This window comes from Oceanobacillus sp. FSL W7-1281 (assembly GCF_037969835.1).
Classification (GTDB): Bacteria; Bacillota; Bacilli; order Bacillales; family Amphibacillaceae; genus Oceanobacillus; species Oceanobacillus oncorhynchi.
In genome coordinates this window covers 3432611-3446269 of record NZ_CP150214.1, presented here as the reverse complement: position 1 = coordinate 3446269, position 13659 = coordinate 3432611, and the positions used below count along the sequence as shown (strand labels likewise).

Annotated in this window: 9 protein-coding genes; all 9 read left to right on the top strand. The window is 39.8% G+C overall.

The window, feature by feature from the left end; translation table 11 throughout:
• The first annotated feature begins 121 nt into the window (after positions 1–121).
• The 9 genes from MKX55_RS17005 to MKX55_RS16965 all read left to right on the top strand — a co-directional run bounded on the left by MKX55_RS17005 (position 122) and on the right by MKX55_RS16965 (position 13577).
• Positions 122–2758 carry a cation-translocating P-type ATPase gene (locus tag MKX55_RS17005; protein WP_339179012.1) on the top strand — a complete coding sequence of 879 codons (2637 nt, stop codon included), beginning with the start codon at positions 122–124 and terminating at the stop codon, positions 2756–2758.
• 226 nt (positions 2759–2984) lie between these two features.
• Positions 2985–5297 (top strand): polyprenyl synthetase family protein, encoded by a 2313-nt coding sequence (locus MKX55_RS17000; protein WP_339233608.1) that lies wholly within the window; start codon positions 2985–2987, stop codon positions 5295–5297.
• Between the two features lie 1022 nt (positions 5298–6319).
• Positions 6320–7933: an ATP-binding protein gene (locus MKX55_RS16995; RefSeq protein ID WP_339179009.1), complete on the top strand. Its 1614-nt coding sequence runs from the start codon at positions 6320–6322 to the stop codon at positions 7931–7933.
• A complete protein-coding gene (locus MKX55_RS16990) occupies positions 7930–8628 on the top strand; it encodes a response regulator (RefSeq protein WP_339233606.1) in 699 nt (232 codons plus the stop codon). The genes MKX55_RS16995 and MKX55_RS16990 overlap by 4 nt, the downstream gene beginning before the upstream one ends.
• A gap of 95 nt (positions 8629–8723) precedes the next feature.
• Positions 8724–10424: an SLC13 family permease gene (locus MKX55_RS16985; protein WP_339179005.1), complete on the top strand. Its 1701-nt coding sequence runs from the start codon at positions 8724–8726 to the stop codon at positions 10422–10424.
• A gap of 670 nt (positions 10425–11094) precedes the next feature.
• The gene (locus MKX55_RS16980) at positions 11095–11424 is read left to right on the top strand and encodes a helix-turn-helix domain-containing protein (RefSeq protein ID WP_339179002.1); all 330 of its coding nucleotides are present in this window, start codon (positions 11095–11097) and stop codon (positions 11422–11424) included.
• Positions 11425–11607: 183 nt separating this feature from the next.
• Complete coding sequence (locus MKX55_RS16975) at positions 11608–12444, top strand: ABC transporter ATP-binding protein (protein ID WP_339233603.1); 837 nt, start codon at positions 11608–11610, stop codon at positions 12442–12444.
• 47 nt (positions 12445–12491) lie between these two features.
• Positions 12492–13196, top strand: coding sequence for a hypothetical protein (locus MKX55_RS16970; protein ID WP_339178999.1), 705 nt, complete (start codon positions 12492–12494; stop codon positions 13194–13196).
• Between the two features lie 72 nt (positions 13197–13268).
• Entirely contained in the window at positions 13269–13577 is a 309-nt protein-coding gene (locus tag MKX55_RS16965) for a hypothetical protein (RefSeq protein ID WP_339178997.1), read from the top strand.
• The last annotated feature ends 82 nt before the right edge of the window (positions 13578–13659 follow it).

Sequence of the window (13659 nt, the reverse complement as noted above, 5' to 3'; positions counted from 1 at the left end):
AAAGAAAAACCTTTCATTGCTGTATTATGTTAAAAATGGGGATGGAATGTGTTGAAGAATGCAAAATAAACAATAAATGCACTCTATAATTGAAAAATGAACAAGCAGGGAGATTTTGAAAATGGAAATGTATCAAAAAAAAGCTGCAGATGTTTTGGAAGAATTAGAGGCTTCCCAACAGGGGCTATCAACCGAAGAAGCGGCATCCAGACTGGATCAATACGGATATAATGAGATAGCGGATAAAGAAAAAGTACCGACGTGGAAGCTTTTCTTAGAGACCTTCAAAGATCCGATGGTTATTGTCCTGTTAGCGGCGGCTGCAGTACAAATATTGATTGGAGAATGGGTAGAATCCATTATTATCTTTCTGGTTCTGCTGATTAACTCTGTAATCAGCGTGGTACAGACGAGAAAAGCGGAAAGCTCGCTGGAGGCATTACGGGATATGTCTGCCCCAGATGCGAATGTGATGCGGGATGGAACCGAAAAAACAATCGCTGCCAAAGAGCTTGTTCCCGGTGATATTGTCTACTTAGAAGCGGGAGACTATATACCTGCGGATGGACGTATGCTGGAAAGCGGCTCTTTACGAGTAAATGAAGGAATGCTTACCGGCGAATCGGAGGCGGTAGAAAAGAACACCGATATCATTGAGGACGAGGCTGCTTTAGGAGACAGACTAAATATGGTGTACAGCAGCTCTTTGGTTGTTTATGGACGGGGAACCTTTGTAGTTACCGGTACAGGAAACCAAACAGAGGTCGGTAAAATTGCCGATATGCTTTCTACTGCAGAGCAGAAAGAAACGCCATTACAACAGAAATTAAACAGTTTCAGCAAGAAGCTCGGTGTCGGCATTTTGATTTTATGTATTGCTATTTTTGCTGTTCAGGCAGCTCGTATCTGGTTTGGCGACAGTGAGGCAGATACAACCACTGCATTATTAAATGCGCTGATGTTCTCGGTAGCTATCGCAGTTGCTGCTATCCCTGAGGCGTTGCAATCGATTGTTACTATTGTCTTATCTGTCGGCACAAATAAAATGGCAAAGCAGCATGCCATTATTCGTAAGCTGCCAGCTGTAGAGACGCTTGGATCTACACGGATTATTTGTACAGACAAAACAGGGACACTGACCCAAAATAAAATGACCGTTACCGATGATTTTATCCCTTTTCATAAAAATGAACGTTTACCGGAGAATCCGGATGAATGGGATAAGTCCGAGAGATTTCTTATCTATATTGCAGCCCTTTGTAATGATTCGTATATTAATCAGGAGAACCAAGAGATTGGCGATCCGACGGAGGTTGCTTTAATTCAATTTGCGGATAAACATGCGCACAGTTATCAGGAATTACGAAAAAAATATCCACGGGAAGCAGAACTGCCCTTTGATTCTGACCGCAAGCTGATGTCCACTGTTCACTATATGGACGGGGAACGTCTGTTATTTGCCAAGGGCGGTCCAGATGTAATGTTTCATCGCGCAAGTCATGTGCTGCTGGATGGTGAGGAACAGCCATTGACCGATGATTTGCTGGAGCGGTTTGAAGGAGCCAATGAAGACTTCTCCAACCAGGCTCTGCGCGTATTGGCTTATGGTTATAAACGCTTGCCTGATAATCAGACAGATATTACGTATGAGGATGAGCGGGATTTTGTGTTAGTCGGGCTGACTGCGATGATGGACCCGCCAAGGGAAGCGGTGTACGGATCGATTGAAGAAGCAAAAGCAGCCGGGATCCGGACCATTATGATTACCGGCGATCATAAAACTACTGCACAGGCAATTGGGCGGGATATCGGCTTAATGGAAAATGATGATATTGCAATCACAGGAAAAGATCTCGATAAGATGTCAGAGGAAGAATTAGAGGACAAAATTGAGCAGATTTCCGTTTACGCCCGCGTATCACCTGAAAATAAAATAAGAATTGTCCGAGCCTGGCAGCAAAGAGGTGCTGTAACAGCCATGACGGGTGACGGAGTGAATGACGCGCCTGCTTTAAAACAGGCGGATATCGGTATTGCAATGGGAAGCGGAACAGATGTATCCAAGGATTCGTCGGCAATGATTCTGACCGATGATAATTTTGTATCTATTGTTAATGCTGTTCAGGTCGGGAGAACCGTATTTGATAATATTAAAAAAGCAATAGGTTATTTATTTGCCGGGAATCTTGGAGCCATCCTCGCGATTCTGTATGCTGTTATCTTCAATCTGCCGAATCCATTTACAGCGTTGCAGCTCTTGTTTATTAATTTAGTCAATGACTCGCTGCCTGCAATTGCGTTAGGTGTGGAAAAATCAGAGGCAGGCGTGATGAAGCGGAAACCGCGCCCGGTTAACGAAGGTATATTTGCCGGCGGTACGCTGCGAACTGTTTTGACAAGAGGGATTTTAATTGCTGCTGCTGTTGTTATTTCTTTCTATATTGGTCTGTCCCATTCCAATGAAATGGGTGTGGCGATGGCATTTACGACGTTGATTATGTCACGTACCCTGCAGACCTTTGCCGCACGTTCGAATACACAGACATCGATTAAAATTGGCTTCTTCTCTAATAAATATGTGATAGGAGCAGTTGTAATCGGGTTTGCTTTATATGGGATAACGCTGCTTCCTTTTGCAAGAGAGGTGTTTAACATACCTGCTTCCTTTAGTTTCCAGGAATGGGGAATTGCAACAGGACTGGCAGCTGCCGCTGTGGTTTGTATGGAAATAGCAAAAAAGATTTTTCATAGAGCATAAACGAAATGAATAGAAATAAGTTAAAGTGTGTATTCAAAAAGTCCTTTTTAACGGGCTTTTTGAATAACCTCTTAAAAAAATATGCCGTTTTACTTGGGATTTTTAGGTCAGGTAAACGGCATATTTTTAACCAATGTAAAGATTTTGTTAAGTTTTACTTGCATCATTATTGTGTACGGAACATCGTGGTATACTTAATTACTTAACAAAAAAATGAGGACGGAACATGCAGATGGACAAAGATTATTTTCAGACAAAGCAAGAGCAGGCAAAAGCATATTTTCAAACGCTGCAGGCTCAAATACAAGAAGAGAATTTTGCGTCAGCCTTGATAGAGACGCTTCATCAATATCAACAAGATAAAAAGAAAACATGGGTAAATATAGATCATTGGAAGCAGCAGCCAAGCAAATTATTTATTTCTTATTTAGCGAAATCAGGCCAGCTTGATGCTTATTTGCATCGAAGTATTTCGTACATTTATTTTCGTGACCTGGGAAGGGATATTACCTCTGAAGCAATGCAGAACAGAATAACTGCTGTCACAGAAGGCGTCAAAAATTACTTGAATCAGAAGGAGCAGCGAGTGCCGTTCCATCTGACAGAGCTTTACCAAATGGCACAAAAAGAATCGCTGGAAGAAGTATTCTTCTGGGTGTCGGATAAACTTAAACGTGTCTCCGCGATACTTCCGGATGGTTTGGATAAAAAAGAAGCGAAACGAAAAATAATGAAGATTATTGCTGGTGTCGTTATGCATGAATTGGAAGAATTGGATGGAGAACTGTCCAAAGATCGGAGGAGGCAGCTGTTAGATCAGGCTGTTCGTACAGGATATTATTATGGATTGACCTATCCGCTGATTGATGATGTGCTGGATGCGGATATGTTAACGGCATCGGAGAAGAAGACTTTCGCTTATTTTATCCGGCAGACGTTATTCACAGGGGAGGTGCTTCCAGTAAAAGCTGACGATTGGCAGAAGAATCATTGGGAATTCATTTCTGCTGTGCATCAGGAGCTGTCGGAAGCATTTCATTATTTAAAGTCCTGCCAGCCGGAGGAGAATAGACAACTTTTCCTGGAAAATGCGTATTTATTTTTCGAAGCACAGGAACTGGACAGGCAAAAGCATTTGGATAATGACAGGTATACCAATGAAGACCTGTATACATCTGTTATTTTAAAATCGGCTTCCTCCAGACTGATTATCCGTTCGTTTAAGCCTTTTTCAGAGGTTGAGAACATCGAAGCAAATATGTTTCATTACGGGATGTATAACCAGCTTGCGGATGATTTAACAGATTTAGATGAAGACCTGACGAATAGGAATGTCACGCCGTATACGTATTTTGTGACGTATCGTGAACAGAATTCTAATTTAATCAATCCCTTTGCCATGTATTGGTCTGTTATTTATTATTTTATTCATAAGCTCTATCCGGGAAAGCCGGAGATAAGAGATGTTATTTTGGACAGGGCAATAAACGGTTTAAAACGGCTAAAGGCAAGATTGGGAAAAGAACGCTATCAGAAATTGATGCAGCAGTTTTCCTTTGATCCGAATTTTGACAAAGCTTTAGAGAAAACAGTACATCGTACGCACAACGTAGCATTCTTTGATAAATGGATCCGTGATCAATTTTTAGATACATTAAAACAAAATCAGCAATTAAAGAACCAGTTTGTATCGAAAATGAAAGGAATCAAAGAACAAGTAGAAGAACAGCTTCCCTTTGAGTCAGCGAAAAATTCGTTAGAAGAAGCGGCAAACGACAGCCTGTCAGGCAATGCCAAGCGTTTACGCCCGATGATGACGTGGGTTCTGGCAAAAGAAGGGCTTCGTCTTCCAGACCATTTGGTCCTGCCCTTAGTAAAATCAATAGAATATATGCATACCGCCTCGCTTATTTTTGATGATTTGCCGTCACAGGATAATGCACCTGAAAGAAGAGGCAAGCAGACGCTGCATGAGAAATATAATCATGCGACGGCGGAGCTGACTGGACTTTGGTTAACACAGCGCGCTGTAGAAGAGCAGGCTGTAATCAAACATCAAGAACCTGGCAGGCTGCTGGAGCTTATTGCTTATTCCACCCGGACCACCCAAAACATGTGTCAGGGACAATTTTTGGATTTGCAGGCAAAAGGAAAGCAATTAACGCTGGATGAGCTGAGAGAATTATCGGTTTATAAGACCTCCTTTGGTTTTGAAGCGGCCTTGATGATGCCGATCATTATGGCTGGAGAATCGGACGAGCGGAAACAGGCAGTCCAGCGTTTCGCGTACCACGCAGGCATTGCCTTTCAAATCAAGGACGATTTATTAGATATAACGGGGGATGCGAAGCTGTTAGGCAAACAGCCGGGAAGAGACGAGCGAAATAACAGCTCGACGTTTGTGTCCATCCTTGGCCAGGAAGAAGCACAGAAAGAAATGTGGAGGCACTACATGGCCGCCAGAAAAGAGTTAGCAACGCTGCCGGATATTGATTTCTTTTATCAGCTGTTAGATTATTTAATTTTGCGTAATCATTGAGCTTTCCCGCATTGCTATCTGCTTTGTAAATCTGGATGATCTTTACACACGATTTATTGTATGTGAAGATTATCCGGATTTTTTTAAAGAGTAAGAAAGAAAAAAATGCTGAATATATCCGCTCCAACGGATTTCATGGGGTAAGTAATCGCAACCCCAGAAATACACTCTGCTTCCCGTAGCGGACATCTCTTTGGCAAGAACACCGAAGTTTTAAAGAACAAGCGGTATTCTTGGTTTTTTTAGGAATTTTTATTAAAAATAGGAGAGAAATAAAAGCAATTGGATTTTGAAAAGTTGTGCGATACAATGTGATTGGATTGGAAATAAATGAGAATGAAAGTGGTATATACCGAAGTATTAGAAAAGGAGGAACTATCAATCAATGCAATGATTAAAACACTTTTTGCTATATCCTTACAGTATAGCCTTTGCTGAAATGAAAAAAGATAAACAACTGCTTACAGAGGGGAAAATTCGTAAAAAAGACCTTGGTTGGCCCAATTCTATATTTAAATTATGCATTTTTAGTTATATATACGGTCATGAACCTGCTGTCTGTGCTCTATGTAGTTAGTGGTATCTTTGATCATCCTTTTGGTTTTTTAGGAATCCTATGGACAGGACTCTGGATTTGGATAATCAGCATTTTTTATCGGAAAATATTTTTGAACAGGAAAAAGAGATATCTGCAAGGTTTAGGGGTAGAACTTTAGTATATCAAATCAAAAAATCTCTTGTTATATCTCCTGTGAAAAAATACATCAAGCTCTTATTACATAGTTAGTTCTTTTAACAATTTGAATGAACAGTGCCTATTTTCATAGCGTATCGAATTTTAACAGAAAGCAATGAAAAATATAGCTGATTTACGTTCGTACTTTCGAATCTGTGTTATTATTTTTAAATATACGAACAGTTATGGAGTGTGCTGGGAAAGCCGCACTCCTTGATATGAATAAAAATTGTACAATTGTAAAAAGAGAAGCAGTTTTGCTGAACAGGGAGGAGGACGAGCTGGTATGCGAAAAAAAGACATGCCGTTCATGCTTCAAATGCTGCTGTTCACCAGCGGATTGATTTGCTTGACACTGCTTGTTACAGGGCTGCTTATCGGTTATAATCAAGCAGCAGATACAAAGGAAGCGCTTGCTGATAAAGCGAGCTTGAGTGCAAGTCATTTTGCCCGCATGCCTGTCGTTGCAGATGCACTCGCAAAAGGGGAGGCTGATGAAGAGCTCCGCGCTATTGCAGCCGAGGTTCGCGAGAATAATGATCTGCAATATATCGTGTTGATGAATATGGAAGGAATCCGGCTGATGCATCCTGTTCCAGAGCGGATTGGAGAACATTTTGTCGGCGGGGATATCGATGAAGTATTTGAAGGAAAAAGCTATACGTCTGAGGCAGTTGGCACCTTAGGACCGTCGATGCGCGCTTTTGAACCAGTTTATAATCAAGAAGGGATGCAGATAGGAGCGATTTCTGTCGGGATTTCCACAGAAGTTACCAATCAGGCTGTATGGGATAGTGTAAAGATAACTATTTACGGAACAGCTGTAAGTCTTCTTCTCGGTTTAGCAGGCTCTTACCTTTTAGCAAGAAGGCTGAAGAAAACGTTGTTTAATCTGGAGCCTCAGGAGATTGCCTATATGATGGAGGAACGGGAAGCAATGCTTGACAGCGTGAGTGAAGGAGTTATCGCAATCAATGCAGACGGTCACATCATTATTGCGAATCCATCCGCAGAAATAATGCTGGAGCGTGCCGGGCATTATGGAAATATTATTGGGCAGAAAATAAGTGCAATCTGGCCTGAACTGTCACTGGAAGTATTCGTAAACGGGGAAAAGGCTGTGTACGATAAAGCTGTCCGCTTCGGTGAGTTAGAAATGATCACGAACAGTGTTTCCTTTCAAGTGGATAAACATAATGTCGGGGCACTTGTCACTTTCCGGGATCGAAATGAGCTGGACGCCATGATGAAGAAGCTTTCTGGAGTAGAGTCCTATGCTCATACGCTGCGAATGCAAACGCATGAGTTTATGAATAAGCTTCATATTATCGGAGCAATGGTCTATACCGAATCCTATGAGGAGCTTGCGGAATATGTAGATAGTCTTTCCATGATCTATCAGCGGGAAACGGGAATCATTTCCGCTCATATTGATGATGTTGCTATTGCAGGATATTTATTGACCAAATTGGAACGCCTGGAACAGCTTCAAATCGATGTAGATATACAAGGAGAAAATAAATGGCCCAGCCTTTCTGATCCAACAGCTGTTGACCGCTGGATTACGATTATTGGAAATAGCCTGGAAAATGCAGTCGAGGCGATGGTCGGTCAGGAAGAAAAAAAGGTCACATTGATTTTTGATGTTTTTGACGGAGAGTTATTCTATGAAATCCGTGATAATGGAGAAGGTTTTGATGTCGAGGATTTACCTTCTATTCTGGAAAAAGGCTACTCGACAAAAGGATTGAACCGCGGCTACGGGATGACGATTATGATTAATGCAGTTAAAGCAGGCAATGGAAATTATCATATTCAATCTGAGATTGGCGCAGGTGTTTGTTTACAAATTACGATGCCATATGAATGGAACGACAAAGAGGGGAATAATTCACAATGATACGGATAGCTATTATTGAAGATGAACCGCTTATTGCTAAATTTCATCAGAAGTATATTGAAAAAATTGATGGATTTTGCTGTACAGGGAGTGTGGAAACGGTCGAGGAGGGTATTGAGCTGGCAAGACAGCCTGATGTTGATTTGATTTTACTCGATGTTTATTTACAGGAGAAAAATGGGCTGGATGTATTAAAACAAATCCGTTCAGAAGAAATCAATGTGGACGTAATTTTAATCACATCTGCCAATGATCAGCAATCATTACAAACAGGCTATCGCTATGGGGTCGTAGATTATCTTTTGAAGCCATTTACCTTCGAACGCTTCCAAGAGTCCCTTTTACGTTACAAGCAGACCGTAAAAATGACAGAAGGAAAGGTACATCAGGCAGAGGTGGACCGTTTATTCCATCCTCGTGAACAGACAGTATTAAAACCAGATGACTTACCCAAAGGAATTACAAAAGAAACATGTCGAAATATATTAACAGTCATGATGGAGCATGAGGATTGGCTATCAGCAGCAGATTTAAGTGCTTATGCAAATATTTCCCATGTATCCTTGCGTAAATATTTACGTTTTTTTGAGGAAAAAAGATTACTTGAAAAAAATGTGATTTATCATAGCTTTGGACGTCCGCTGCAGCAGTATAAACTTTCACAAACAGGAAAAAACAATTTTCGTCAATTCTAGTTTCGGTTAGTTAAAAAATATATACAAACATAAGAAAATAGATGAAAATAGGAGTAATCACTTTTGGTAAGCGTTTTCAAATGAAGGGGAGGAGTATGAGAATGAACTATGTAACGTCAGCATGGAACGAACTTTGGAGACAGCATAAACGTACAAAGAATTTATTAAATATTTTTGCCATCCATAAAAATATTGCTGAAAAGGAAAAAAATGCGGAAGAAAGGAAGCAAGTTTCTGCAAAAGATAGTACGGTTCAGGGGCAACCTAAAAACACAGGTAACGAACCGCCGAAAACACCTTATTCGAAGGCACAAATGATTGGTTTAATTTTGGGACCGCTATTATTTGTTTTGACAATGCTGTTTTTTCAGCCGGAAGGATTATCTACTGAAGGGAAAGCAGTTCTCGCTTCAACGTTGTGGATTGCAACATGGTGGATTACAGAGGCACTGCCCATCCCGGCAACTTCTCTCCTTCCATTGATATTGATCCCGATTACTGGAGCAATGGAGGGTGGAGATGTAGCTTCTGCTTACGGAAATGATATTATTTTTCTATTTTTAGGCGGGTTTTTTATTGCAACAGCAATGGAAAAATGGGATTTGCATAAACGTATTGCCCTCTTTATTATTTCCGTGATCGGAACAAGTGTACAGCGGATTTTACTTGGTTTTATGGCGGCAACTGGTTTTCTTTCTATGTGGGTTTCCAATACTGCTGCTGTTATGATGATGATTCCAATGGGGCTGGCCATAACTGTGCAGGTAGCAAGTGTTTTAAAAGGAAAGCCGGAAGAAAAAGAATTACCAAAGTTTGAAAAAGCACTTATTTTCGGGATTGGTTATGCAGGGACGATTGGTGGTCTGGGAACATTGATTGGAACCCCTCCGAATATTATTCTGGCAGGTCAGCTGGATGAATTATTCGGTGTCAGCCTTTCTTTTGCAACTTGGATGCTGTTTGCCTTTCCAGTAGTGGTTTTTATGATTTTCTTTACATGGCTATATTTGGGTAAAGTAGCATTTAAAACAAGTATAAAGCAGCTGCCTGGAGGAAAAGAATTAATTCAAAATGAAAGAAATAAACTGGGGAAAACAGGCTATGAAGAGAAGATGGTCGCAGTAGTGTTTGTTTTTGCTGCATTTATGTGGATTACAAGAGACTTCCTGTGGACAGATGGAAATTTTAGCATTGTTAACGTTCCAGGGATTTCTGATGGGATGATTGCAGTAGTTGCAGCAATATTATTATTTGCCATTCCAGCAAAAAAAGAAGAACGTATTTTATCCTGGAAGGATTCTCGCGATATTCCATGGGGTGTACTTCTGCTATTTGGGGGCGGTTTGGCAATTGCCGCAGGCTTTACACAAACAGGTTTATCTGACTGGCTGGGGCAGCAGCTGACTGTTTTAGACGGTTTCCATTTAATTGTAATTATTTCAGCAGCAACCTTGATGATTATGGCTTTGACCGAGATTACATCTAATACAGCAACAGCGACAATGATTTTGCCGGTAGTGGGAGCATTGGCAGTTGCTTTAAATATTCATCCGTTTGCCCTGATGATTCCATGTGCGATGGCAGCAAACTGTGCTTTTATGCTGCCAGTCGGAACTCCGCCTAATGCCATTATTTTCGGGACAGGGAAGCTGAAGATTATTGAGATGATCAAAGCCGGATTCTGGGTCAATATTGTAGGAACCGTTATTATTATTCTGGCTGTGTATTATTTTGTTCCAATAGTTTGGGGAATTGATTTAACTTCTATTCCTAATGAATTCTTGGGAGGGAATTGACTGATTATGTTCATAAAAGCAGCATTTTCAGTTCTTACATGATGATAGACATTAACGAAAGCCTCTTTGAATGTCAATTCATGGAGGCTTTCGTTACTTTATATAGCTTCAAAGATGAAATAATCTTGATTTAGCTCGCCTGTAAATCTCCCACTGGTTAAACCTTCCTCTTATATACTAACCTAAGAACGATTTCTGCGATGTCTTTCTTTCCCGCCTTTCATGGCATTTAATTCTTCTTTATTCTTTTTCTTCTTCTTTTTTCCTTTATCTACACTCATTCAAATACCTCCCTCCATTTTGGTAGTATGAGCTAAATATCAGAAAAAATGTAACTGCAGTAGTCTACACGCTTACAAAAGAGAATGAATGGATGAGTTGTATATTTTTCATTTTAATCTACAAAATAGAAAGGGAGTTCATGACAACAATGGAAATGAAAAAATACAGTAACAGTCTTCATCTCAAGGAATGCAGTTGAACTAACAGCATACTCGAAGCCTATTACAAATAAAGATGAAAAACACATACATCCAGCTTGAAGAGATTGCATTATCTATAGTGTAGTGAGTATTTCTTTCACAAGTTTATATGAAAAGATCACATTTAAAAACAATAGTACTCCTCGCCAATATTATGATATAATTTTCAGAAAAAGTAGGTGAAGAGCTTGATTGGTGAAAAAATCAAACAAATACGTAAAGAAAAGCGAATATCATTATCAGAACTTGCTGAAAAGGCAGGAGTAGCAAAATCCTATTTAAGCTCTATCGAGCGTAACCTTCAAACAAACCCTTCCATCCAATTTATCGGGAAAATCAGCCAAGTTTTAGAGGTATCTGTGAAAGATTTGATAATTGAAAACAATTCAATAGACGAAACCGAGTTAGATAGTGAATGGGTGAAGATTGTGAAAGAAGCAATGGAATCTGGTGTTTCAAAAGAACATTTTAGAGAATATCTAGAATTTAATAAATGGAGGCAAGAAAAAGGTAATTAAGTCAGTAAATCTTTCAGCAGTTGTGATGGAATTTATCAAGAGTTATTCTTTGTATTCAATTGTTAGAAAATAGACAACTAAAATGATAAAATCAATTGAACATATATCATTTAGCAAAGGAACTATAAAAGGATAGAATTGAGTATGTCAGTATATACCAAATGTTTTGGCAGGGAGAATCACATGAAACAACTTATTGAACTAAGACATATTAACAAAAAATACGGAAAGAAAACTATTTTATACGACATGTCACTTAGCATGAACGAAAAGCAAATAATTGCAATATTAGGCGGAAATGGCAGCGGAAAGAGCACCTTTTTACGTATTGCTGCAGGGGTAGAACGACCGGATTCAGGGCAGATCGTATATGCTGATAAGAATATACGGACAGGGTATGTACCAGAACGGTTCCCAAACTATCTTCGTTTTACACCAAATGAATATTTGCATTATACCGGAAGGATAAGCGGTATTTCGGAGGACGGGATCAAGCAGCGTATTTCATCATTATTGCATCGGTTTCAATTGGATAAATGGAGTGACCGGCGAATTAGCACGCTATCTAAAGGAAATATCCAAAAGGTAGGTATTATTCAAGCCATCCTTCCGCAGCCGGAGCTGCTGATTTTAGATGAACCGTTATCCGGGCTCGATTTTCCCGCTCAGCAGGAATTAATTTTGATTCTAGGTGAATTAAGGGAACGAGGAACAAGCATTCTATTAACCTATCATGAAGCTCCTGTTTTCGAAGAGATTGTTGACCAAACCTATTACATAAAAGCTGGGCGTTTAACAGAAGAGAGAATTCAGGAAAAAGATGCTGTTAAGCTCATTGAAGTGAAGGGTTTAAAGGATAAAGATGTGCAGGAATGGAACGAAATATTACATAAAGAAAGAAGAGAGAATAGCATGCTGCTATATGTTAACTCAGAAAATAGCGATCAGATTCTGTCCAGGATTCTTGAATTGCAGGGTAGGGTGGAGTATGTCGGCAACATCGATTTTAATAAGGAATGAAGAACAAAATGTGTGCTTGTTCGTTTTACATATAAGGAGAGATTTATTTGAAAGAAGTCATTAAATACAGCTTGCATGATTATATCCGTTCTCATAAATATTTTCCGCCGGTCTCCACCTTTATTGTGTTAATCGCTGTTTTTTATACATATAAGCCGAATCCAATTGTCGATAGCTATGCGATTACGGCATTATTTTTGTTTGTGATCTCTGCATGGCTGTGCATGAGCGTCTTGTCTCTGGATTCACCAGTACAAAGACAGCTGCTGATTTTAAATTTGAGAAGCGGCTATCGGTACTATTTAGCAAAATTAGCAGCCGTTGGGCTGATTACTTTGTTATTGGCAGTGTTTGCTTTTTTTTATCCGATTATATTTCATCTATTTTCTGATTCTGTATCCATGACAGTTGGTTTCGTATCGATAGTGAATCATATCCTATTGGCTGCGCTCGGAATTTGTATAGCAGCCTTTTTCAGCAGCGTAATGATGGAAAGTGCCATCAATGCCTATGGCGGTTTAGCACTGACGGTCATTCTTTCCATTGCTGCACTTGGTATCGAGAATGCTTTACCGGCATCTCTCAAATATATGACATGGATTATTCCACCGGCCACGATTACTCAGCAGCCGCTATTTCAATGGGAGGAAGAAAATCTGGCCCATTTATCGGGCTTTCCCTTTTTATGGATATTGATTTATACTGGGATTATGATGCTGTTGTTTCTAGTGATGGCAAATAAAAGACGCTGATTCGCTAGGAAAATGAAAGCCGTTTGGATAAGCAACAGGAGACTTATAATATGGAAGCAGAGGAGGAGAATCTTGGCTGGTGTATTTTCTTTTTTGAGTGTAGTTCTATTCGCTTTTAATTTTTGGAAAAACAGAAAAGAGCTGAAAGCAACCTATTCAAAACTTCATTATGTTCAAATAATGGGTGTTATTATCTCCTACTTGGTAACGATTGCGATAGCATTTGTGCTAATATACTATGCTGGAAACTGGCTGGTCAGTTTTATCCCATTTGCATTTCTCCGTTTGGCTGCATTTTTTGTAATGATAGCTTTCGTCCTCTTTTTTAGTTTAGATTTCCTTCATAGAGTATTAACGAGGATAACAAAAGGAATTTTGTAGCTTTATGTTCACAACAGCCCATTGTTTTGGAATTATTCTGGTATATGTTATGTAAAGAAAGTATCTTTCGAGGTGCTTTTTT